15 protein-coding genes are annotated in these 23,700 nt (G+C 53.4%); 4 read left to right on the top strand and 11 right to left on the bottom strand.

Going from position 1 to position 23,700, the window contains the following annotated elements:
- Positions 1 to 191: 191 nt before the first annotated feature.
- From ACJA3I_RS04685 to ACJA3I_RS04645, 9 genes are all read right to left on the bottom strand, one after another.
- Positions 192 to 470 carry a DUF1294 domain-containing protein gene (locus ACJA3I_RS04685; RefSeq protein ID WP_458863613.1) on the bottom strand — a complete coding sequence of 93 codons (279 nt, stop codon included), beginning with the start codon at positions 468 to 470 and terminating at the stop codon, positions 192 to 194.
- A 65-nt stretch (positions 471 to 535) separates the two neighbouring features.
- Positions 536 to 2,323, bottom strand: coding sequence for a phosphoenolpyruvate carboxykinase (GTP) (locus tag ACJA3I_RS04680; RefSeq protein WP_458863612.1), 1,788 nt, complete (start codon positions 2,321 to 2,323; stop codon positions 536 to 538).
- Positions 2,324 to 2,497: 174 nt separating this feature from the next.
- Positions 2,498 to 3,370 (bottom strand): 16S rRNA (adenine(1518)-N(6)/adenine(1519)-N(6))-dimethyltransferase RsmA, encoded by an 873-nt coding sequence (gene rsmA, locus ACJA3I_RS04675; protein ID WP_458863611.1) that lies wholly within the window; start codon positions 3,368 to 3,370, stop codon positions 2,498 to 2,500.
- 11 nt (positions 3,371 to 3,381) lie between these two features.
- Positions 3,382 to 4,365 carry a G5 domain-containing protein gene (locus ACJA3I_RS04670; RefSeq protein ID WP_458863610.1) on the bottom strand — a complete coding sequence of 328 codons (984 nt, stop codon included), beginning with the start codon at positions 4,363 to 4,365 and terminating at the stop codon, positions 3,382 to 3,384.
- A gap of 474 nt (positions 4,366 to 4,839) precedes the next feature.
- Complete coding sequence (locus ACJA3I_RS04665) at positions 4,840 to 6,018, bottom strand: cation:proton antiporter (protein WP_458863609.1); 1,179 nt, start codon at positions 6,016 to 6,018, stop codon at positions 4,840 to 4,842.
- Positions 6,019 to 6,020: 2 nt separating this feature from the next.
- Positions 6,021 to 6,359 carry a P-II family nitrogen regulator gene (locus ACJA3I_RS04660; RefSeq protein WP_458863608.1) on the bottom strand — a complete coding sequence of 113 codons (339 nt, stop codon included), beginning with the start codon at positions 6,357 to 6,359 and terminating at the stop codon, positions 6,021 to 6,023.
- A 270-nt stretch (positions 6,360 to 6,629) separates the two neighbouring features.
- On the bottom strand, positions 6,630 to 7,904 hold the full coding sequence (locus ACJA3I_RS04655; RefSeq protein ID WP_458863607.1) for a S1C family serine protease: 1,275 nt from the start codon (positions 7,902 to 7,904) through the stop codon (positions 6,630 to 6,632).
- A 17-nt stretch (positions 7,905 to 7,921) separates the two neighbouring features.
- Complete coding sequence (locus ACJA3I_RS04650; RefSeq protein ID WP_458863606.1) at positions 7,922 to 9,361, bottom strand: sensor histidine kinase; 1,440 nt, start codon at positions 9,359 to 9,361, stop codon at positions 7,922 to 7,924.
- A 27-nt stretch (positions 9,362 to 9,388) separates the two neighbouring features.
- The gene (locus tag ACJA3I_RS04645) at positions 9,389 to 10,069 is read right to left on the bottom strand and encodes a response regulator transcription factor (protein WP_458863605.1); all 681 of its coding nucleotides are present in this window, start codon (positions 10,067 to 10,069) and stop codon (positions 9,389 to 9,391) included.
- Between the two features lie 282 nt (positions 10,070 to 10,351).
- Here ACJA3I_RS04645 and yfcE point away from each other — a divergent pair, with 282 nt between their 5' ends.
- From yfcE to ACJA3I_RS04625, 4 genes are all read left to right on the top strand, one after another.
- Positions 10,352 to 10,894 carry a phosphodiesterase gene (yfcE, locus tag ACJA3I_RS04640; RefSeq protein WP_458863604.1) on the top strand — a complete coding sequence of 181 codons (543 nt, stop codon included), beginning with the start codon at positions 10,352 to 10,354 and terminating at the stop codon, positions 10,892 to 10,894.
- Between the two features lie 225 nt (positions 10,895 to 11,119).
- Positions 11,120 to 11,638 (top strand): MarR family winged helix-turn-helix transcriptional regulator, encoded by a 519-nt coding sequence (locus ACJA3I_RS04635; protein ID WP_458863603.1) that lies wholly within the window; start codon positions 11,120 to 11,122, stop codon positions 11,636 to 11,638.
- A gap of 3 nt (positions 11,639 to 11,641) precedes the next feature.
- Entirely contained in the window at positions 11,642 to 13,867 is a 2,226-nt protein-coding gene (locus tag ACJA3I_RS04630; protein ID WP_458863602.1) for an ABC transporter ATP-binding protein, read from the top strand.
- Entirely contained in the window at positions 13,864 to 15,726 is a 1,863-nt protein-coding gene (locus tag ACJA3I_RS04625; protein WP_458863601.1) for an ABC transporter ATP-binding protein, read from the top strand. The genes ACJA3I_RS04630 and ACJA3I_RS04625 overlap by 4 nt, the downstream gene beginning before the upstream one ends.
- 136 nt (positions 15,727 to 15,862) lie before the next feature.
- On the opposite strand, the gene ACJA3I_RS04620 is transcribed toward ACJA3I_RS04625, so the two are convergent.
- Both ACJA3I_RS04620 and ACJA3I_RS04615 read right to left on the bottom strand, forming a co-directional pair.
- Positions 15,863 to 17,257, bottom strand: coding sequence for an MATE family efflux transporter (locus ACJA3I_RS04620; protein ID WP_458863600.1), 1,395 nt, complete (start codon positions 17,255 to 17,257; stop codon positions 15,863 to 15,865).
- A gap of 497 nt (positions 17,258 to 17,754) precedes the next feature.
- Positions 17,755 to 23,490, bottom strand: coding sequence for an S-layer homology domain-containing protein (locus tag ACJA3I_RS04615; RefSeq protein ID WP_458863599.1), 5,736 nt, complete (start codon positions 23,488 to 23,490; stop codon positions 17,755 to 17,757).
- Positions 23,491 to 23,700: the final 210 nt, after the last annotated feature.

The following is a 23,700-nucleotide window of genomic DNA, read 5'->3' as shown; positions in this document are numbered from 1 at the left end:
GCCAAAAGAAATAAAAAACAGGAGCAGTTTCTGCCGCTCCTGAAAATTTTTCGTGAACGCCGCCCCAAAAGCTTTTTCGCTCTGTTTGGACGGCAAAATGCCGTTTTTCGCTTCCATCGCGCCGTGTTTTCTCACCGGCGGCAAAACGCCGTTTTTCAGCGCCTGCCCTTTGCGTTTTTCAGCGCAGTGCCCTACTGTTTCCCATAAAAATAATAGATCACTGCCGCGGCCGCGCATAACTGCACCAGCAGGATGGCCGGAACGCCAAGGGTGAATTTTTTATGTTTTGTCTTGTGATGAAAGATTTTCATGCCGATCAAAAAGCCGATACTTCCGCCCGCAGCCGCGCTGAGCAGCAGCGTTTTTTCCGGGATGCGCCAGCTTCCGCGGCGGGCCTTCCATTTGTCGATTCCGCAAAGCGCCCACGCCAGAAAATTGATAGCGAGCAAATACCACGCAAAATATTTCATGTTTCTTCCCCACAATAAAATAAGATTCCGGCAGGTTTCTTTTCCTGCCGGAATCTATTGTAAAGCTATTTAATGTTGTTTTCCAGTGTTTCCAAAGATTTTTTCAGTTCCTCGGGCAAACGATCGCCCAATTTATCATAAAATTCATGGATCGATTTGCAGTCTTCGCGCCAATATTCTTTTTCCACCGATAAGATCTCGCGCAGCGCGTCACGATCGAACTTGCGTGTTTCGGTGATCTGATAATCCAGCTCGTCCAAATTGATGTCTTCCGCGTTGGGCACATAGCCGATGGCGGTTTCCTGCGCGCCCACTTCGCCGTCGCAGCGCTTTAAGATCCATTCCAGCACACGGAAATTATCGCCGAAACCGGGCCACATGAAGTGCCCGTCTTCATCCAGGCGGAACCAGTTCACATTGAAAATTTTCGGCTGCTTTGCCACTTTTTTGCCCATGTCGATCCAGTGGGCAAAATAATCGCCCATATGATATCCGCAGAACGGCAGCATGGCCATCGGGTCGCGGCGAACAACGCCCACGGCGCCCGCGGCGGCGGCCGTTGTTTCAGAAGCCATCACCGAGCCCACAAACACGCCATGATCCCAATCTCTCGATTCATAAACCAGCGGCGCTGTTTTGGCTCTTCTGCCGCCGAAAATAATGGCGGAAAGCGGCACGCCTTCGGCATCTTCCCAATGCTTTGAAATGCAGGGGCAGTTTCTGGCCGGCGCCGTGAAACGGGAATTGGGGTGGGCTGCTTTTTCGCCGCTGCTGCGATCCCAAACGCTGCCCTTCCATTCGATCAGGCCTTCCGGCGGGTTTTTATCAAGGCCTTCCCACCACACGGTGTTATCGGTGGGGTTATAAGCCACATTGGTGAAAATGGTGTCGCGCTGTGTGCTTTTCAGCGCGTTGGGGTTCGATTTGACATTGGTGCCGGGGGCCACGCCAAAGAAGCCCGCTTCGGGGTTGATGGCCCACAGACGGCCGTCTTTGCCCACGCGGATCCACGCGATATCATCGCCCACACACCACACTTTATAGCCCTTTTTGCGATAAACTTCGGGCGGGATCAGCATGGCAAGGTTGGTTTTGCCGCAAGCCGAAGGGAACGCGGCCGCAATGTATTTCGTTTCGCCCTGGGGGTTTTCCACCCCTAAGATCAACATATGTTCCGCCATCCAGCCTTCGTTTTTGCCCTGATAAGAAGCAATGCGCAAAGCGAAGCATTTTTTGCCCTGAAGCACATTGCCGCCATAAGCCGAGTTGCAAGACCAGATCGCGTTATCTTCGGGGAATTGCAGGATATAACGGTTTTCTTCTTCCACATCGCACATGGCGTGAAGGCCGCACACAACATCTTCGCTGTCGCCCAATACATCCAGAACATTTTTACCCACGCGGGTCATGATGTTCATGTTGAGCACCACATAAATCGAATCGGTCAGTTCGATGCCGATTTTTGAAAATTTGGAACCCACGGGCCCCATGGAATAGGGGATCACATACATCGTGCGCCCCTTCATTTTGCCGCGAACGATATCCGAAGCCATTTTATAAGCTTCCTGCGGCTCCATCCAGTGGTTGGTGGGGCCGGCGTTCTTTTCTTCACGGCAGCAGATGAAGGTGCGGTTTTCCACGCGCGCCACATCGTTGACCCGTGTTCTATGATAATAACATCCCGGTAATTTTTCTTCGTTCAGGCGAATCATTTCGCCGGTGCGAACCGCTTCTTCCCTCAAAGCGTTCATCTGCTCTTCGCTTCCGTCGATCCAGACAATGCGATCGGGCTGTGTCAGCGCGGCAGAATCCTCAACGAATTTCAACACCTTTTTGTTTGCTGTTAATGGCATAACAAATAGCCTCCCTCATAGACTGTGATAAAAAAATAACACTTTGCACAATTTTCCCCCAAGTTTTTATACATTGTGCCGAATGTTATCTTCTATCTTTTATCATACGACCGAAGGATGTTTTTATCAATTGTCATTTATTCCATAAGATAAGCTTTATTTTTAGTTGTTCTGCTATTTCCCCGAAATTTCAGCAATATTTTTGGCCAAAGCCGCAAATTCCTCTAGCCCCAGGCATTCGCCGCGCACATTCTCGGCCAGACCGCTTTGCAAAAGGCACTGGCAAAGCTGTTCACGCGAAAGCTGTGAAAAGCCCTGGCGCAGACAATTAAGCAAAGTTTTGCGCCGCTGGGCAAAGGCCGCCTTCACCACACGGAAGAACATTTCTTCGTCTTCCACGAAGGCGGGAGGCTCTTTTCTCAAATCTAGCCTCACCACGGCCGAATCCACTTTGGGCGCGGGGATGAAGCATCCCGCCGGAACATCCAGAATGATTTTGGCCTGGGCGTGATACTGCACATAAACGGTGAACGCGCCATATTCGCTGCTGCCCGGTTTTGAGCAGATGCGCCGGGCGACCTCTTTTTGAACCATCACTGTCACCGCATCAAAACACCGTGAATCCACCAACGCCGTGATGGCGGGGGTGGTGATATAATACGGCAAATTAGCGCAGGCAACGATTTTGCCTGCGCTAAATTCTTTATCACATAAAGCGCGAAGATCTGTTTTTAAGATATCGCCCTCTATCACTTTTACATTATTAAACTCTGCCAGCGTTTCAGCTAACACCGCGGGCAGGCGGTGGTCGAGTTCCACGCAAACCACCTTTTTTGCTCTTTTGCAAAGCTCCTGTGTCAAAGTGCCGATTCCCGGCCCTACCTCCAACACATTGGTTTCTTCTTCAATGCCCGCGCCTTCTGCGATGGCCACCGGCACATGCGGGGCGCAAAGGAAATTCTGCCCCAGACTTTTTGAAAAATGAAAACCGTGGCGCGAAAGGATCTCCCGGATCACGCCGATATCACATAGCTTCAGATCGATCACCCATTCTGTTTTTAATCGAGCACATAAACTGTCGCGCCGCGCACACCGAAATTGACGCATTCGCGATAGGTGTTATAAAAAAGGTCGATGGTGTTGCCCTTCACGCCGGTGTCTTCGGCCACGGCAACGCCATAATACCATCCGCCGTTGGAACCGCGGATGAGCAGCTTGCTGCCCAAAGGAATCACATTTCTATCCACCGCCACGGCGCCCACTCTTGCGGTGGTTCCCGAGGCCGTTCTCTTCCACGATTTGCCCTCGGTGGTATAAGCGGTGGCGCGCATGTTCAGCACTCTGCTATAACTATACTCGTTTCCGTTGTAACTTACAACACCGCCTGTGCCGATTTGCACAACTTCATTAACAGGCTGTGCCGTTACTTCAGAAGAAACCTCTGTTCTCGAAGCTTCGACGCCATCGTGATATTCCACGCGATAGGTGGTGACCTTCTGGCCGTTCTGGCCCGCTGTAACCACGCGGCTGGTGCCTTTTTTCAGTTCGTTGGTGTTGCTTTTCACGGTTTCGAAAGGAATTTCCGAAGCAACCTTTTCGTTGATGATCGTGATGCGGCGCACGGTGATATCGCTGCCGCTGCGCACCATGGCATCCGCCGCAGGCGAAACCATATCGGTTTCGGAAAGGGTGATGCCCGCTTCGGCCAAAATGTTGGCCACGGTGTCGCCGGTGGTCTGCAGCATCATGGTGCTGCCGTCTGCGGTGATGGAAACAGGAAAGGCGCGGTTGATCTGGATCTTGCCCAGCCCGTCGCTCAAATCATCGGTAACCACCATTTCGTCTTTTGCCGAAAGCTCGATGCCCGCCAAAGCCACCGCATCGGCGGGTTTGGAAGAAAGCGTATTGACCAGCTTCATGTCGCTGCCGTCATAAACGGCCACCGTATTCACTGAAGTCAGCATCAGGGTCAGTAATAAAAATGTTGCGGTCAGCATTGCGCAAAGCGGCGCCAGGCGACCATTGTGTTTTGTTTGATTCATAAGAAGAATCCCCCTTTAAACATCCCGCCCGGCGCTGCCGTTTGGGATCATTTATCAGGCTGTCTTTAGCCCGTTTTCCGTTTTGTATTCTTTCGGTGTTTTCGGAACTGGATATATTGTAACCGATTTGACACTGTTTTGCAACCTTTTTTTATTTGCCCCGTGCTTCATCCCCTTGTTTTGGCGTTAAATTTTCCCTTTGCTTCCATTTTATTTGCGGTTGTATTGTATTATATGCTTGATATTTCTCATTATTTCCGGTTTCTTTTGTGAATATTCATTCAAATCTGTCAATTCTGCCAAAAAGCCCCTTTGTAACAGTTCGTCATTCAATTCGTTACTTTTTCGTAACTGTAAAAATCATAAATCAACATTTTGTAATTTTCTGTTTTCTTTTTGTAATGTTCCTTTTTTCGGGCAATAAAAAATCGCCTGCCGAAGAATTTCTTCGGCAGGCGATTTCTGAAAAAGGCTTTATAAATTTTCCTGTTCGATCTCACCGGCTTTGACAAGGCAGACCTTCGAAACCATCGGCCCGATGATTTCATAGATCAGCGTTCCGCAAAGCACGATGGCGCGGATGGCCGCCGCATATTCGGGCACAACGCTTTGGGCCACCAGAGTCAGGCCGATGGCGACGCCCGCCTGCGGGATCAAAGTGGGGCCAAGATATTTTTTGATGTTTTTTTCGGCCTTCATCACGGCTGCGCCAAACATGGCGCCGCCCCATTTGCCGGCCACACGGGCGATCACATAAATAATGCCCGCCAGACCAACCGAAGGCAGCACGGAAAGGTTCAGTTCCGCGCCGGATATGACAAAGAACAGCATATAGACCGGCGGCGTGACCATATCGGCGATCGACATGATCTCTGTGGCGCTGTTGCTCATATTAATAAGAGTTGCGCCCATGACCATGCAGGTCAGCAGGGAAGAAGCGCCCAGTGCTTCCGAAATAGAAGCCGCAAGGAACACAAACGCCGTGGTGATGCAAAGGCGGTTGGATTGTTTTTTGAAATAGCGCAGCGGAACCATGAACGCAAAACCGAACACGACGCCCAGAATCAAGGCCAGCGCCACATCCCCAAAGGGCTGTAAGATGGCTTTCATCACCGAGCCGCCGGCGCCTTCCAGGTTTTTCGAAACCGCCACCGCAAAGCCGAAGGAAATCAGCGCCACGGCATCATCCAGCGCCACCACGCTGAGCAGCGTGGAAGTCAGCGGCCCGCGGGCCTTATATTGCTTGATGACCATGATCGTCGCCGCAGGGGCCGTTGCGGTGGAGATCGCGCCCAGCATCAGCGCAAACGACAGGGGCTGGCCGGCGGCCAGCAGGCTGAGGGTCACCACCAGCATCGCGCCCAGGCCTTCGCAAATGGCGATCACCACAGGCATTGCGCCCATTTTTTTAAAATAGCTCGCTTTAAATTCGGCGCCGATGGTAAATGCGATGAAGCCCAGCGCCATTTCAGAGATCAGATCCAGCTGCGGCAGCATATCCGCCTTGAGCACCTTGAAAACATAAGGCCCCAGCAGCAGCCCGGCCAGCAGATATCCCGTTACATTGGGCAGCTTCACATGTTTCACCATGCGCCCGCCAAAAAGGCCTGCCAGCAAAAGCAAGCCCAGATAAAAAAGTATACTCAGTTTCACAGTTATTGAATTCCCTTCATAAAATCTACCGGCACAGTGAAGACAATGCCCGTATCGGGCCGTTTCAAATCGCCGACCACATCTTCGATCACTTCCACTGCGTGGGCCACCATTTCATCCTTCACAACGGTGAGGATAGTGAGGTTTTCTTCGCGCTCGGGGTCTAACAGCGCCTTTAAGGAACCCAAAAAGCCCGGGTCTTCCGAAGCGTTGCTGAAAAGCTGGTGGGCCATGCCGCGGCTTTGCAAAATCGTGGCGCCGCTGATGCCCTCTTTCATGAATTTTTCCAACAGGTCATCCAATAATTCCACTCTGTTGAGAATTAAAACCATTAGTTTCATACAGCATACATCCCTTTCTCTCCTGCAATTTCACACAAATTACTTTGTCGGCGGCGTTTTTTGGCCGTCTTTTATTTTTCATTCTATCACTGCGGGCGGCGGGTGTAAACAGCACATCATCCAAAAAACCGATATTTTGTATGGAGAATTTCTTGTTTTCCACTGATTTCACGCCGTTTCAGTCAATTTAATGCCGTTTTTCTGTTTTTTGCAAAAAAAATCCCCTCCGGCGCATCAATCATGCCGCCGAAGGGGATTCGCTCTGATCTTTTAGAAATTATAGGTATCGCCCAGATTGGCTTCTTCCATCAAGGTGATGTTGAGTTCCAGTGTGGCGCCCTTTCGATAAATGGTGATCTTTGAAGAATCGCCCGCTTTATGCTGATCGCGCAGGCTGGTGGCCTGTGAAATAGTGGTCACGCGGGTGCCATCCACGCCGATGATGATATCGCCCGCCTGAAGCCCCTGTTTGGCGCTGCTGGAAGAAGGCTCCACGGCATCCACGATAATGCCCTGGGGCAGGTTATAAAACGCGGCGGCCATCTGGCTGATGTTCCTGCCGCTGATCCCCACAAGAGGTCTGCCCGAAACATATCCGTTGGCGATCAGTTCTTCCACAATGGGTTTCACGCTGTTGATGGGGATGGCAAACCCAATGCCCTCATAGCCTTCCACCGAAATTTTCACGCTGTTGACGCCGACCACCTGGCCATAGGCGTTGATCAGCGCGCCGCCGCTGTTGCCGGGGTTGATGGAAGCATCGGTCTGGATCAAATTCATATAGGCGTTGTTGACCTGCAAATTGCGGTTGATGCCCGAAATGATGCCCGCCGTTACCGAGCCCTGAAGCTCCAGCCCCATGGGGTTGCCGATGGCGATGGCCGCTTCGCCCACTTCGATCTTATCGCTGTCGCCGAATTCCGCCGCCGGCAGATCGGAAGCATCGATCTTGATGACGGCGATATCCGTTTTCGCGTCTTTGCCGATCACATAAGCCGAATAGGTTTTTCCGTCGGAAAGCGAAACCGTGATATTGTTGCCGTCTTCGATCACATGGTTGTTGGTCACGATATAGCCGTTTTTCGAAAGGATGATGCCCGAACCTGTGCTGCCGGTGGAATAATTCTGAAAGCTTTCCGTTACCACGCCCACCACAGAGGGCTGCACCTTTTTAACGATGTCTTTCACATCTTTCACCACGATGGCTCCCGCGCTGCTGTCGCTCGGGGTCTCTTCCAGCTTCATCGAAAAATCGCTTTTCGCGGCCGCGCCGGAAGTTTTGGGCTGCTGCACGGTGCCGGGCTGCTGATAGCTCGCCAGCCCGTCTTCATCATCTTTGCCCGCTCTCTGCTGCAAGACCACCACCGAAACGCCGCCCACCGCCAACAGAAGCACCACCAGCGCCACGCCGCGGCGCACGCGCGCCTTGCGCTTTTTCCGCGCTACGATCTGGTCATAGGTCTGGTAAGAAGGCATTGTATAATAGTAATCATGCTGTGTTTCCTGATTGTTTTCGTCTTGACCGTCACGCCATTCAAATGCCATAGAAAATGCCTCCAAGTTTATTCGTTTGCGGGTATGGTGAAGCAAAACTCTGTGTGTTCTTCATCGCTTTTGGCCGAAATATCGCCGCCGTGGCGGTTGACCAGCGTTTTCACGATGTAAAGCCCCAGGCCCGAACTTTTTACCCCGCTGTTGCGGGAACGGTCGCCCTTATAAAAGCGATCGAAAATGTGTTTCAGATCATCCGGCGCGATGCCCGCGCCCGTGTTCACAATGTTGAACTGCACTTTGCCTTTTTTCATGGTCAGGCAGATGATGATGGAACCGTTGTCGTTGGTGAATTTCACCGCGTTGTCGATCAGGTTATACACCACCTGAAAGATCGCATCGTGATCGGCCGTCACCATGCCCTGTTCGGGGATATCCAAAGTAAGATCCAGCTTTTTCTCTTCCAGCTTTTTCTCAAAGCCGATAACGATGCGGCGGATCATCTCGCTGAGGTCGAAAGAAGTTTTGTTCAGCGCTTTTTCGCCGCTGTCGAGCCGCGAAACTTCCAGCATGCTGTTGGCCAGGCGTGAAAGGCGCTTGATCTCTTCTGAAACGATGTTCAGATAATATTCCTGCCGATCGGGTTTGATGGTGCCGTCTAAAATGCCGTCGATAAACCCGCCGATGGTGGTCATGGGGGTGCGCAGGTCGTGAGAAACATTGGCCACCAGATCGCGCCGCTGATTTTCCATGTTTTCAATGGCGTCTGCCATTCTGTTAAAGCTCAGCGTCATGGAATACAGTTCATCGCGCCGTTTCGGCAGCGGCACACGGCTGCTGAAATCGCCCCTTGCGAAATTTCGCGATGCCGCCGTGATGTTTTTCAGCGGCCTGAGGGTGCTGTCAACCATCACATAGGTGACGATCAAAACCACCAGAAAAACACTGAAGATCATAAAAATGAAGGTGCTTGAAATATTGATGAACAGTTTCAGCGAAGCGTCGGCAGGCATCGAAGTGAACACCGTTGCCACCAGCGTGCCGTTGATCTTGACAGGCAGGCCCTTGGTGAAATGGGGCGAATTGAGAAGCCCCGCAAAGGTGCCTGTTTCATTGTAAGAACCGTTTTTTGTGATGGCGGTGATGGCTTCCTGAGAAACCACACCGTTTTCCTGGGCGTAACATCCATCCGCCGTGCCGTAAAACTGCAGGTTGCCTTCCGCATCACAGATGAAAATTCTGCCGTTGAGGTTGCCCGCCAGCTGCATGATATTGATGCGATATTGCTCGGCGGCTTCCATGCGGCGCGAAAAATCCAGAGCGCCCACACTGGTCTTTAAATATTTTTCCGTGCTCTGCACGGCATATTGAGCCGTGGTGTTCAGCTGTGTTTCTTTTTCATCGGCAGCAAATTGATTGATCTGATAAACGAACGCGCCGCCCAGCGCGGTGAAGCTGAGCATAACCACCAAAGAATAAATGATGAAATTTTTCAAAAAAATACTTTTCATCGGTTTTGCCGCCTGTCTGTCGGTTTTTTATGCTCTTGTTTCAAATTTATATCCTACGCCCCAAACGGTTTTCAGTTCCCATTGGTCGCTGGCGCCCGTCAGTTTTTCGCGCAGGCGCTTCACATGCACATCCACCGTGCGGGTGTCGCCGAAATAATCGAAGCCCCACACATCATCCAGCAGCTGGGAGCGGGTGAACACGCGGTTGGGCGAAGAAGCCAGAAAATAAAGCAGCTCGATCTCTTTGGGCGGGATCTCCATTTTTTTGCCGCCCACCACGATATTATAAGATTCTTTATCGATGATCAGGTTGTCGAACTGAAGCTTCGCGGGCGAGCTGTCTTCATCAAAGCGGCGCATCACGGCATGAACGCGGGCGATGAGCTCGCGCATTTCAAAAGGCTTGGTGATATAATCATCGGCCCCCAGCTCCAGCCCCGAAACCTTGTCGAAGGTCTCGCCTTTTGCCGTGAGCATGATGACCGGCGTCTTGGAGGAGGCGCGGATCTCTTTGATGACCTGCCAGCCATCCATCTGGGGCATCATCACATCCAGCAGCACCAGATCGGGATGCAGACGCTTGAAGGCGCGCACACCTTCCAGCCCGTCTGTGGCGATTTCGATCTGATAACCCTCTTGTTCTAAATAAAGGCGCAAAAGTTCACGGATATTTCCATCATCTTCGATAATCAATAATGTTTTGGCCATAAATGTGACCTCCCTTTCCCACCGCAAAAAACTGTTTGGAACAGCGCCGGCATCCCTGCCGCCGTCAGGTTCTTTTTATGTTGATTTTATTATAATGAACAACGCGCGGCATTGGATTAACAAAATGTAAATATCCCGCTAAGAAATGATAAAAAGCGGGTTTCCTTTTGTTTTTTGCCGCCGGTACGCCGCGTTTGCGCATTCTTTTCTTTTTTTCTTTACCTTTTTTCAAAAAAACCGTATAATAACTGCGCCAAGATGATTTTTGAAAGGAGTGTTTTTTTGAAACTGATGATCGCTTCCGATCTTCACGGATCGGCTTTTTATTGCCGCGGCCTTCTGGAAGCCTGGGAAAAGGAACAGGCAGACCGTTTGCTTTTTCTGGGGGATATCCTCTACCACGGCCCGCGCAACGACCTCCCACAGGAGTATGCCCCAAAAGAAGTGATTTCCATGCTCAATGCCCACAGCGGCCGCATTTTCAGCGTGCGCGGCAATTGTGAAGCCGAGGTGGATCAGATGGTGCTTCGTTTCCCCGTCATGGCCGATTATTGCCTGCTGGAAGCCAAAGGCCGCCTGATTTTCGCCACACACGGCCATACCTGGAATCTTTCGAACCCGCCCGCGCTTTCCGCCGGCGATATCCTGCTTTGCGGCCACACTCATATTCCCGCCAAGCAGCAGGAAAACGGCATTTTCTATTGTAACCCCGGCTCGGTTTCCATCCCCAAAGAAAACAGCCCCCGCGGTTATATGGTGCTTGAAAACGACCGCTTCTTATGGAAAACTTTAGACGGCACGGTGTATGACAGCCTGGAGCTGTAGATTTTTTCACCGCCACCCGCGGGATCGATGTGATCCCGCGGTTTTTTTGTTTTTTTCCGGTGCAGAATACCTTCTGTGCCCCTTTTTAAAAGCCATCATCGCCGGTCACAATTTGTTCATTATTTTTCTCTTGCATTGAGCGCTCAAAAGCGCTATGCTATTATCGTTTTCCATTTAGTTAGGTCAGCTAACTATTTTGTAGCAAAAGTATTTTGGAGGTAACCCATGCCGCAATTCAACGACCCCTATGTGCAGGAACTGTTTCGCGTCGGGCGCGAGATCCGCAACCTGTTCGTTCAGCAATCGCCTGTTGCCGAACTGAGCGCCGGGCAGTTCCAGATGATGTGTTCGCTTTATCACACCCAGCGCGGTTTCTGCCCCCATTGCGACGGCGCGGGCGATGAAGGCGGCATGAAGATCACCGAGCTTGCCCACCGCATGCATAACGCCGTTCCCACCATCAGCCAGCGGGCCGATGAACTGGAAGCGCTGGGCTATCTGCAGCGGCAGCGCAGCCGGCAGGATCGCCGCACCGTTTATCTGGTGATGACCCCCGAAGGGCAGGCGCTGATGAAGCGCGCCATGGCCCGTTATTCCCACTTTGGCGAACACCTTGTGGCGCGCCTTGGTGAAGAAAGGCTTCATGTTTTTCTTGAAACCCTCAACGATCTGAAAATCGCCATCGCGGCCGAACAGGCCGAAATTCTCGCTTCCGCCGCCGATGACACCACAAAGGAGCAATGATCCATGACAAAACTGGCAAAATATCTGAAACCTTATCGGCTTCTGATCGTTCTGTGCATCGTGCTGCTGTTCGTTCAGGCCAACGCCGATCTGAACCTGCCCTCGTATATGTCGAACATCGTCAACACCGGCATACAGCGCAGCGGCATCGAACATAGCTCCCCCGCCGCCATCAGCGAAAGCGGCTATCAGCTGATCACCGCTTTCCTCGGCGAAAAAGATGCCGCGGCGGTGAAAGAGGCCTATCGCGCCGTGGATTCTTCGGGCGCGGATTGGAACAGCTATGCCTCTTCTTATCCCGATGCAAAAGGCACGGTCTATCTTTTATCGGAATCGCTTTCCAAAGAGCAGCGTTCTTCGCTGGATGCCGCTTTCGGCCGCGCTTCCTATGCCATGATGACCATGATGCAGCAAATGAGCGCCCAGGGCGGCAAGCCTTCCGCCGCACAAAATGCTTCTTCGGGCTCGTTTGATGTTTCGGAACTCTACCCCATGCTGCCGATGCTCACCGCCCAGCAGCCGCTTATCGAAAAAGCCGTTTCGGCAGCCGCCGACGCCCCGGCGCAAACCACCGATGCCACCGGCGCGGTATTCGCCAAAAGCTTCCTCGCCGAATTGGGCGCCGATACCGCCGCTCTGCAAAGCCGCTATATCCGCACCACCGGCGCCATGATGCTTCTGATCGCGCTTCTGGGCGCGGCCGCCAGCATCGGGGTCAGCCTGATCGCGGCCCGGGTGGGCGCAGGCGCTGCCCGCACACTGCGCGGCGATATTTTCAGCCGCGTCACCCGTTTCGGCAGCGGTGAATTCGACCGTTTTTCCACGGCCAGCCTCATCACCCGCACCACCAACGATATCACCCAGCTGCAAATGCTGGTGATCATGGGCCTGCGCATGGTCTGCTATGCCCCTATTATGGGCATCGGCGGCATTTTCAAAGCCCTTTCCAAAAACCCGCATATGAGCTGGGTTCTGGCGGTGGGCGTGGGCATCATCCTGCTTTTCATTATGGTGGTCTACCGCGTGGGCATGCCGCGTTTCAAGATCATGCAGACCCTTGTGGATAAACTGAACCTCGTCACCCGTGAAAATCTTTCGGGCATGATGGTCATTCGCGCCTTTGGCACGCAAAAATTCGAAGAACAGCGCTTTGATGAAGCCAACCGCGACCTGAACCGCACGAACCTGTTCGTCAACCGCCTGATGGCCTTTCTGATGCCCGCCATGAATCTGGTCATGAACCTGATGACCCTGCTCATCATCTGGGTCGGCGCCCATCAGATCGCGAACAGCACCATGCAGGTGGGCGATATGATGGCTTTCATGCAATATGCCATGCAGATCATGTTCAGCTTTTTGATGATCAGCATGATGTTCATCATGATCCCCCGCGCGGCGGTTTCGGCAAAGCGCATCAACGAAGTGCTGGCCACGGAACCTTCCGTGGTCGATCCCACCGCGCCGAAATCTCTGGGCGGCCGCGCAAAGGGCGAGATCGCCTTCCACGATGTTTCTTTCCGCTATGCCGGCGCCAGCGCCGATGTGCTTCAGCATATCGATTTCACCGCAAAACCCGGCCAGACCACGGCGTTTATCGGCTCCACCGGCAGCGGCAAATCTACCCTGGTGAATCTGGTGCCCCGCTTTTATGATGTCACCGAAGGCCGCGTCACGCTGGATGGCGTGGATCTTCGCGAGCTCTCTCTGCATGAACTTCGCCAAAATATCGGCTTTGTTCCCCAAAAGGGGCTGCTGTTCTCGGGCACCATCGCTTCCAACCTGCGCACAGGCGATGAAAACGCTTCGGAAGAAACGCTGAAGCTTGCCTCAGAGATCGCGCAGGCAAAAGAATTCATCGATGAAAAGCCCGAAGGGCTGGAAGAGCCCATCAGCCAGGGCGGCGGCAATGTTTCGGGCGGCCAGAAGCAGCGCCTTGCCATTGCCCGCGCGCTGGTCAAAAAAGCGCCCGTTTTGGTTTTTGACGATTCGTTCTCGGCGCTGGATTTCAAAACGGATGCCGCTCTGCGCCATGCGCTGCGCGCCGTGACCGCCGATACCACGGTGATGATCGTGGCCCAGCGAATTTCCACCATTATGAACGCCGATCAGATCATCGTTTTGGATGAAGGACGCATGGTCGGCAAGGGCACCCACAAAGAACTGCTGGAAAATTGCAGCGCCTATCGCGAGATCGCGCTGTCGCAGCTTTCACAGGAGGAACTGGCATGAGCGAAGCAAAACAAAACAACAAACGCCCCGGCGGCTTCGGCCGCGGCCCCATGGGCGGCCATGGCATGATGCCGGGCGAAAAAGCAAAAGATTTTAAGGGAACCTTCCGCAAGCTGTTTTCCTATCTGCGCGGCTATCACGGCGTGATCGCCGTGGTGATCGTGGCGGCGATTGCCTCGTGCATCTTTGCCATTTCGGGGCCGAAGATCATGGCCCGCGCCACAAACAAGCTTTTTGAAGGCGTCATCGCCATGATCACAGGCACCGGCGAGATCGATTTCACCTATATCGGCCAGATCCTGCTGCTGCTGATCGGGCTTTATGTCGTTTCCTGTGCGCTTTCTTACCTTCAGGGATATTTGATGACGGGGGTCACCCAAAAGGTCACCTATCATCTGCGCAAAGATATCAGCCAAAAGATCAACCGCCTGCCCCTGCGCTATTTTGATCGCACTTCCGCAGGCGATGTGCTTTCACGCGTCACCAGCGATATCGATACCCTTGGCCAAAGCCTTAACCAGAGCCTCACCCAGATCATCACCAGTGTCACCACCGTTCTGGGCGTGCTTGTGATGATGCTTTCCATCAGCCCGCTGATGACCCTTGTGGCGCTGCTCGTGCTGCCGCTTTCCGTCTTTTTCGTGCTGCAGATCGTCAAGCGCAGCCAACCGCTGTTTTTGCGCCAGCAGCGCTTTCTGGGCCAGGCCAGCGGCCATGTAGAAGAAATGTATGGCGGGCATATCGTTCTTTCGGCCTTCGGCGGCGAAGAAAAAAGCATCCGCACTTTTGGCGAGATCAACGATAAGCTTTATGATTCCGCGTGGAAAAGCCAGTTTCTTTCGGGCCTGATGATGCCCCTGATGAGCTTTGTGGGCAACATCGGCTATGTGGCCATCTGTGTGCTGGGCGGCTGGCTCACCGTGAAAGGCACTATCAGCGTCGGCGATATCCAGGCCTTCATTCAATATGTGCGCAGCTTCAACCAGCCCATCAACCAGCTTGCCAACATCAGCAATATCCTTCAGCAGACAGCGGCTTCGGCCGAACGCGTTTTTGAGTTTTTAGAAGAAGAGGAAGAACAGCCCGATCCGCAGGAAGCGGCCGTGCCTTCCGCCGTCACAGGCAGTGTGAGCTTCGACCATGTGCGCTTCGGCTATGATCCCGAAAAAATCATCATCCATGATTTTTCCACTCAGGTGAAACCGGGCCAGCGCATTGCCATCGTGGGGCCCACAGGCGCGGGCAAAACAACGCTTGTCAAGCTTCTGATGCGCTTTTATGATGTGGATGGCGGCTCTATCTCGGTGGATGGCGTGGATATCCGCAGCTTTGCCCGCGGCGATCTGCGCGATATGTTCGGCATGGTGCTTCAGGATACCTGGCTTTACCACGATACCATCCGTGAAAACATCCGCTATGGCCGGCTTGACGCCACCGATGAAGAAGTGTATGCCGCGGCAAAAATGGCCGGCGTGGAACATTTTATCCACACCCTGCCCGATGGCTATGACACCGTGCTCAACGAAGAAGCCAGCAATATCAGCCAGGGCCAGAAGCAGCTGCTCACCATCGCCCGCGCTGTGCTCAGCGATCCGAAGATCCTGATCCTCGATGAAGCCACCAGCAGCGTCGATACCCGCACAGAGCTGCATATCCAGCACGCCATGGAGCGTTTGATGCACGGGCGCACCAGCTTCGTGATCGCCCACCGCCTTTCCACCATCAAAGACAGCGATGCCATTCTGGTGCTGCGCGGCGGCGATATCGTAGAAATCGGCAGCCACGAAGAATTGATGGCGCGCGGCGGGTTCTATGCCGAGCTGTATCACAGCCAGTTCGAACCAGAAGAAATCGCCTGATTTCCCATCGTTTCGCGTGTGACCTCGGATGAAACAAAAGTTTTCTTTCCGTTTCATCGGTCACGGCCCAAACTGAAAAGAAGCGGCCCGCGCAGATATCTGCGCGGGCCGCTTTTGCTTTGTTGTTTCATTCCATTTATGCAGGCAAAACTTCCGCTTCTTCTGCGGTGTCAGGCAGCGGTTCATCGGTTTTGGGCATTTTGCGGCGCACGACCCAATAACAGACCACATGTGCCGCAAAGGTGACAAACCACGAGATCGGATAAGAAACATACAGGGTTTTCAGCGTATGATTGGCGGCGAAGATCGTAAAGATCCACAATACGCGAAGCCCGCAGGCGCCGGTGAGCGAAACGATCATCGGCAGAATGGAATAACCCAGCCCGCGCATGACGCCCGCCATCACATCCATAAGGCCGCATAAAAAATAGGTGGCGGCGATGATGCCCAAACGCATCAGGCCGAATTTCACCACTTCGGGGTCTGCGGTGTAAATATGCAGCAGCTGTTTGCCGAACCCCAGGGCCGATAAGCCCATCACAAGCCCCACCACCGAAACCAGCATCAGGCAGGTGCGCAGCACGCGCGAAATGCGGTGATATTGCCGCGCGCCCAGGTTCTGCCCCGTAAAGCTCAGGGTCGTTTGATAAATGGAATTCATGCCCGTATAAACAAACCCTTCGATGTTGGAAGCCGCCGTGTTGCCCGCCATGGCCACCGCGCCGAAAGAATTCACCGAAGATTGGATCAGAACATTGGAGATTGAAAAAATAATGCCCTGCAGCCCGGCAGGCAGGCCCACGCGAATGATCTTTAAAAGTTCTGTGCGGTGCAGATGCAGTTTTTTCAGTTCCAGCCTGCAAACGCCTTCCGAACGGATCAGGCATTGCAAAATCAAAAAGGCCGAAACCGTTTGCGAAATCACGGTGGCCAGCGCCACGCCATCCACATCCATGCCGCAGACGATCACGAAAAACAGGTTCAGAACCACATTGATGGCCCCGGCCACAACCAGAAAATAAAGCGGCCGTTTGGTATCGCCCACCGAGCGCAAAATGGCGGCGCCGAAGTTATAAACCAGCATCACCGGCATGCCGCAGAAAAAGATGCGCATATAGACCACCGACATATCGATCACTTCCGCCGGGGTTCCCATCAGCGTCAGCAGCGGCCGCGCCAGCAAAACGCCCACAAACACCATGATCACGCCGCCGATCATGCTGATCAGCATGGCCGTATGCACCGCGCGGCTGACGCCTTCTCCATCGCCCGCGCCATAGCGCTGGGCCACAAGCACATTCGCGCCGATGGAAAGCCCCACGAACAGATTCACCAAAAGGTTGATCAGCGCGCTGGTGGAACCCACGGCCGCCAGCGCCGTTCTGCCGGAAAAGCGGCCCACCACGGCGATATCCGCGGCGTTAAAAAGCAGCTGCAAAACCCCGGAAAGCATCAGCGGCAAAGCAAAGATCAGAATTTTGCTCAGCAGCGGCCCACGGCACATATCCATCTCATAATTTTTCTTCGCCATGACAAGCCCTCGATTTCTCTCATAAAATGATTTAGCTATTTTACCATTTTTTCGGTTTCCATGCAATGGCAATTGCCGCATCGAAGAATATTTTCTTTGTTTTGTTGCAAAAGCAGTAAAACTTTTTCATTTTTACGGTTTTTTCTGCTAAAATCCTTTTGGTTTTATAAAAGCTTCATTTCCTTTACAAAAAGCAGGAAATAAGACATATAAATCGTAAGTGTTATCATAGCAGGAAACATTTTATCGATTTTTCCAATCAAAGGCGCTCCCTTCCCATCAGGTGCTTTGCTAAAAAAAGCAGTCGAAAACGATGACCGCGGCAATTTTTATTGCGATGCAATGATACTTTTTCCAGCCATAGAAATTTTTCGGATGCGGTGCAAAAGCAGAAACCGAATTTTGAAATGAGTTTTTCAAAAAAAATTCTGGCGATGGAACCGGCAAAATTTCGTCGGCTCCATCGCCAGATCTTCTTATGTCGCTTTATTTTATGCTTACTTCAATGCGCTCCAGGTCTCGCTGCCGCCCGAAGTTTTGTAATCATGGGCGTTGGCGGCTTCCATAAGGTCATAATATGCCCAGTGAGCTTTGCTCAGATCAGAGAAGGTCTTGACGCCGGCGGAGGCATCCACAAAGCTCTTATCCGCCGCGCGGCCCAGCATATGGTTGACGATGGTGACGACCTGCGCGCGGGTGATGTTATCCTGCGGGCCAAAGCTGCCGTCCGAATAGCCGTTGATCCAGCCCAGCGATGCCGCGGTCATCACGCTGTCATAAGACCAGGTGCCGCTCTTCACATCAGAGAAGGCGCTGGTACCATCCACGCTGCCGGTCTTGATCTTCGCGGCAAAACGCACCGCCATGGCGCAGAACTGCTCGCGGGTGATGGGGTCGTTCACGCCGAATGCGCCATTATCATAACCCTTGATGATGCCCACAGAGGCCAGCTTATTGATCGCCTTGGCGCACCACAGGGTATCGGCCACATCGGAGAATCTCACGCTTTCTGCCGCGCTCTGCTCGAGAAGCAGGTTATAGAACATCTGCGCAGCCTCACCGCGGGTCATGTTCCGTTCCGGGCCGACGGCGCCATCCAGATAGCCGCTGATATACTTGATATGATCAACGGTTTGCAGAAGAGTGGAAACGCCGGTGACATCCGGGCTGGTGGGAATCTTGTTGAACACGGCGCTCACCGTCACCGCCGAAGCAGGCATTGTGAAGGTGTAAGTGCCGTTTTTGTTATCGGTATAGCTGACGGCGCTGCCGCCGGCATCCTTGACAGTCAGGGTCTTGAGCGCATAGCCCTCATTCGGCGTGACGGTAACGGTGACCTTCGTGCCGCTGGCGGCGCTGGAGGCGCCGGGCTTTACCGTGCCGTTGCTCGCGGAAAGCGCGGTAATGGAATAAGCCGAAGTTTCGGAACCGGCAGGCACTGTCGGCGCAGCAGCGGTGTAACCGATGGCGTAATCGGAAAAGTTGCGCACATGGAGGATCAGCTGGGTTTTGTCCGCGCTGACTTCAAAATATTCGCCATAGGTGTTGGGGCTTGTGGTCAGCGTATCCAGCACCGTGCCCTTGCCGTCGTTATAGTCGTGTAGCCGCACCACCTTGTAGCTGTACATCCCCTGCAAATTGCCGGGAAGCCAGATGGTGGCGGTGTAGAGATCGCTGGAGGAGGTAATGGGTGTTGTTTGTGGGGTTTGCGCCATGCTGCCCTCAATCTTAACGACTATTTTTTGGACATTTAAATCCAGATACAGACCCACCGTATCCAGAGCCGCGTCGATTTTGGCTTTAGCCGCTGTTTCCGGTTCGGTGACTTCTGCATTGAATTTGATTTCCACAGAACCGCCGCCGGTCACCACAGCCGCATCTGCCGTGGTGTAGTTTGTTCCGTCCTTGGCCGCTGTAAAGCTCGCGTTCAAGCCATCCACCACCATCGCGGGCGTTCCGGCTTTCACATCCACCACGGTATTGGTCTTGCCCACAGGCAGTGTCACATTCGCGTCGGTAACGGATTTATCGGCAATGGTCACAGCGGTGGTCTGCACGATGCCGTTATAACTGACTTCGATATTATACAGACCGGGAACGATGCTGTTTGCAGCGCCTTCAAAATTGTATGCGCCGGCAGCGTCAGTGGTCGTCGCGGCGGCAATCTCGCTGCCGCGCTTCAGAACAACGGTGGCCCCCTGCACCGGTTTGACAGTGCTGTCATCCTGCTTCTGTGTCACATTGCCGTCGATGTTATACACAGCCGTCCACTGGGCGGTAAATGTCACATTTCCGGCAGGCTGAGTAAAGGCGTCACCCGCCTGATAGGTTTTGCCGTCATATTTCCAGCCGGCGAAAATAAAGCCGGTTTTATTGAAGGTATTAAGCGGCAGTGTGCGAACGGTTTCGCCGATAGCCGCATCCATGGTGGGAGCAGTGCCGGTGGTGCCCTCTCCGCCGCTGAAGCTGGCGGTATAGGTTGCGGGCGGGGTGGTATAAATGGTCAGCACACCGATTTTCCGCGCCGCGCCATCCGTGCTGTTTGTGTGGCGGTAGTTTGCATTGTTGATTGCGGCATAGATATCATAGTTTCCCACCTCGGTGGGGTTGGCAACGGTTTCACCCTTGCTGTTCCGATAGGTCACGACGAAGTCAGCGAAGTTCGCGTTGTTGGCCGTGGCCGCCACGGCAGCAAACAAAGCGGAGCCGGTGTGTTTCTTGCTGTTGTCTGCAACCGTAAAGCTGACCGGCGCTTTCTGAATAGTGAATCCGGCATTGCCGTTTACCAGCGTATAGCTGCCTTTATCCGCGCCGTCAAGGGTTGCCGTCAGGGTATAGGTTCCGGCATTGGTATGGCTTTCGCAGGAAACGGTCAGTGTATCGCCGTTCACTACGCCGCTCAGCGCCAGAGTCGGCTTTTGGGTCGCGCCGGTGTAAGTCTTGGTGGTCTCTGTCCAAAGCGCCGTAACGGGCTTTTTTATAACAGTGAAGTTCGCCGCGGCAGTGGTGGATTGATAATTTGTGCCTGCCGGGAAAGTGGCGGTAACGGTATAATCGCCCGCCGCGGTGGGCTTTGTCGCGCTGGCGGAATAGCTGGTGCCGTTCCTGCCCGCATAGGAGTAGGTCACGCCGGTCGTGCCGTTGGTGGCACTGGTGGGAACCGGCTCACTGGCGTTTCCACCGTAGGTCCAGCCCGCCATGGTGACCGCTGCGCTGCCCACAGCCTGCGAGATCGTAACCGTGACATCCGTCGGCTGGGTCAGCGTGTAGTTGCTCGCCGCTGCGCCGTTCAGCGTGTAACCGGTGACGGTGACGGCCTTCGCGGTGCCTGCATCCGCCGATGTGACGGAGCCGGAAGCATTCGTCGAAACCAGCGACACCTCGTCTGAGCCGACTACGCCTTGAAGCGTGCCGCCCGTAACAGTGATGTCTGTTGTGCCGTCATACGCGCGGGTTGTCGCCGCAGCGCCGGAAATCGTCAGCGCCTTGGGTGCGACTGTCACGGAAACATTCTGTTCCACGGGCGCATAGTTGGTGTCCGTAGGAGTGAAAACAACCACATAGCCGGAATTGCCGACGGTCGGGACAGTGGTGCCTGTTTCCCATGCAAAGGTTCCCGTGCCCACGCCGCCGGTAAGGGTACTGGCCGAAAGCGCAGCCCCATAGGTCAAAGAGCCCGCGGTGGGCCAAGTGATTCCGGAATAGGCCACGGCGCGAATCGTCAGCTTCTCCGTAAGCGTCAGGCTGCGGACATCGTCCGCCTGCCCCAAGAATTTGAGATTGCTGTCGTTCAGGGCGACCATGATCTGATATTCGCCCACATTAGTCTCGCTGGCCGCTGCCGTCTCCGTGCCTTTTTGATAGGTCACGGTATATTTCCCGGCGGCAGAGGGCGTCTCACTTGCCGTCTGCGCAACGGTGGCGGTGTGGGCAACTGCGTCATAATCGAAGGTGTTGGCCGAGACAGTGAAACTCACAGGCGCTTTGGCAATGGTGAAAGCAAGCGTAGCCGAGCCGGTATAGGTTGCATCGTTTTCCGGGATGGAAACGGTCACCTTGTAGCTGCCTGCGTTTACCGGCGCAGCGCCTTCGGCTGCCGCACCGCTGTTGGCGGTGTTTGTTTTTGTTGTGCCATCCGCAAGATAATAGGTATTGTTCAGCGTTCCCGAAAATCCGGCGGGAGCATAGATCGGCGCCCCGCTGAGGCCGGAGACAGCGCTGCCGGAATAGGTGCCGTTTTGGGCGGTCAGGCCGGAGATGGTGACGGCGGTCTTTTCTACCGAGGTAATCGTCACCGTGATGTTATAATTATTATAGTTTGTTGCGCCGGCGACCGGAACGGTGATCGTGCCGGTCTGCCCCGCGGTGCTGGCGGCGGCGTCAAAGGTCAGCGTCGTGCCGCTGGCGCTGGCGTTGGAACAGACGACATTGCCGGCGTAAGTCGGCGTACCGTAGCTCGCGCCCGCCGGCAGCGCCGGAAGCGTGACCGTCGCACCGGTCTTGCCAAGATTAGAAACATTCGCGGCGGCTGTTTTCATATCGTCGGTGGCATTGATTTTTCCGATCGTCAGGGTAACAACACCGCTGGTGGCGGTTTCAGTCGGTGTAACAGACGCATCTGCCGCAGTCAGTTTAAAATAGTAGGTTCCGGCCTGTGCCGTACTGTCCGTTGTGACCGTCAGCAGTCCTGCATTGGTCTTAGTCAGTGTGACACCTGATGGCGCGGTCTGGGAAGCACCCTGCGTTCCGGCAGCATCCGTATACCAGGTGACAGAATAATTGCCTGTGCCCAAAGAGGCATTATTTGTGAAACTGCTGGTCGTCACCGCGAAAGTCGCAGTTCCGTCACTCAGCGCGGAGAGCGGCCCGGACTGCGCGGCAACGGCGATGGATGGGCCGCTGTCTTCCATATCAAACAACTTAATTCTGGTCGTGTAGGTACCGTCAAAGGTTCCGTCACTTGCTTTCGTGTAGTCGGTAAGCAACATGCCGACACCGCGGGAATAGCCGCTGAAAAGTGTCATAGACGGCGAATAGTCAGGCATGTTCATATAATCATCATCGCTCCACGGCCCAATATAAACATTGCCGGTCGCCACGGTGTCTGATGTTTTCTTCAAAGTGCCGCCGTTGTCGTACTGTTGCAGGGTTATGAGCCGCGTACCCGACCATGTCGTGGAATCCATAGCGCTATAGGTGTCGTTTATGTGTTTGGTGGATTCAGCGTCGAATGCCGGAAGTACAAAACCGTTTTTGTCAGAGGCGTTCAGCTGAGCTAACCATCCGGGGGTTCCAGAGGAAATTGTATAACTCCCCTGTGCCACACCTGCGGCGTTGAACAGGTATACCGTCTGTGCACTGCCCCATCTTCCCGCAATTGCCGCGAAGTTACCATTGGATAATGTCAGCAAGTTGACGGTGGAGAGCTCCGAGGTACTCGTATACACCGTGCCCGAAACGGCCGGTGTCCCATCGTTTCCGAAAATTGAGTATTTTCCATAAAATGTGGCAGGAGTTTCCGTGTGCGCGTAATAATCGTAACACACCATGTAGGTTCCGTTCGAATTGGCCGAAACGAAGGATCGGTAAGCATTATATCCGCTGTTAACCAGCACCTCCTGAGTGACCGGCGTCCCTGTCATTGTAAAAATACGAGTGGCAATACTGGAATTGTCGTTTCTCTGCCAGGAAAACGCGAGATTTCCATTGCTCAATTCCGTGACGGAAATTGCTCGGGTCAGACTGCTTCCCGGGTTTTCTGTGTTAATCTGAACCTGGCTGACAACCTTTTCTCCCGTTGGATTGAGGATCATAAAGTAGGCTTCGGGATGAGCCTCCGGCACTGTGCCCAGCGTCGTGTTTGCACCGCCGGCGTCACTTTTGTTGTAGGTGACCAAAATATTCCCATTGCTCAGCGCATAGACTTGGCACTCCATACTCTTATAACGGGTATCCATCATCGAGGTGATGTCTTTGCGATTGAGGATCACATTTCCTGCATTATCGTAAATGCTGAGGAAGTATCCCATAATGTTGCTGTTGTCCATTTTGTAAATAAGCACCGCTGTCTTGTCATTCTTCAAGCCAATGATTTTGCTGGCATATCCGTTCAGCTGAATCTCAAAATCGGCGGTTGGCTTAAAGGCTTCCAGCTCTTCGGCATGTGTAATAGCCGGACAAATGCTAAAAATCAAGCAAATAGCAAGAAGCATGCTGATAGCTTTCTTTTTCATAAATTATCCCTCATTATTTTTCTATGGATTTATTTCCTTGGATGTTATCATATATTCCATCATCAACGAAGGCTTGGTTTTCTCTACGCTCCTTCCAAACTTCATTTTGGTTCGCTTCGCTTAGATCATAAAGCGCAAGGATGACGGCATATTCCGAGCCTGACATCTCTGCGTTTCAAAACTATCCCTCAACTATGCGCGGCCGTATAA

This window comes from Acidaminobacterium chupaoyuni, from assembly GCF_047936785.1.
GTDB lineage: Bacteria > Bacillota > Clostridia > Oscillospirales > Butyricicoccaceae > Acidaminobacterium > Acidaminobacterium chupaoyuni.
Note: the sequence above shows the minus strand (reverse complement) of the source record. Positions and strands in the feature narration are given on the sequence as shown.

Bases quoted from the DNA above. Each gene is read 5' to 3' on its own strand.
- ACJA3I_RS04655 (WP_458863607.1), bottom strand. From the start codon at position 7,904: ATGGCATTTGAATGGCGTGACGGTCAAGACGAAAACAATCAGGAAACA.
- ACJA3I_RS04635 (WP_458863603.1), top strand. From the start codon at position 11,120: ATGCCGCAATTCAACGACCCCTATGTGCAGGAACTGTTTCGCGTCGGG.
- ACJA3I_RS04615 (WP_458863599.1), bottom strand. From the start codon at position 23,490: ATGAAAAAGAAAGCTATCAGCATGCTTCTTGCTATTTGCTTGATTTTT.
- ACJA3I_RS04685 (WP_458863613.1), bottom strand. From the start codon at position 470: ATGAAATATTTTGCGTGGTATTTGCTCGCTATCAATTTTCTGGCGTGG.
- ACJA3I_RS04660 (WP_458863608.1), bottom strand. From the start codon at position 6,359: ATGAAACTAATGGTTTTAATTCTCAACAGAGTGGAATTATTGGATGAC.
- ACJA3I_RS04680 (WP_458863612.1), bottom strand. From the start codon at position 2,323: ATGCCATTAACAGCAAACAAAAAGGTGTTGAAATTCGTTGAGGATTCT.
- ACJA3I_RS04620 (WP_458863600.1), bottom strand. From the start codon at position 17,257: ATGGCGAAGAAAAATTATGAGATGGATATGTGCCGTGGGCCGCTGCTG.
- ACJA3I_RS04630 (WP_458863602.1), top strand. From the start codon at position 11,642: ATGACAAAACTGGCAAAATATCTGAAACCTTATCGGCTTCTGATCGTT.
- ACJA3I_RS04650 (WP_458863606.1), bottom strand. From the start codon at position 9,361: ATGAAAAGTATTTTTTTGAAAAATTTCATCATTTATTCTTTGGTGGTT.
- ACJA3I_RS04670 (WP_458863610.1), bottom strand. From the start codon at position 4,365: ATGAATCAAACAAAACACAATGGTCGCCTGGCGCCGCTTTGCGCAATG.
- ACJA3I_RS04625 (WP_458863601.1), top strand. From the start codon at position 13,864: ATGAGCGAAGCAAAACAAAACAACAAACGCCCCGGCGGCTTCGGCCGC.
- ACJA3I_RS04645 (WP_458863605.1), bottom strand. From the start codon at position 10,069: ATGGCCAAAACATTATTGATTATCGAAGATGATGGAAATATCCGTGAA.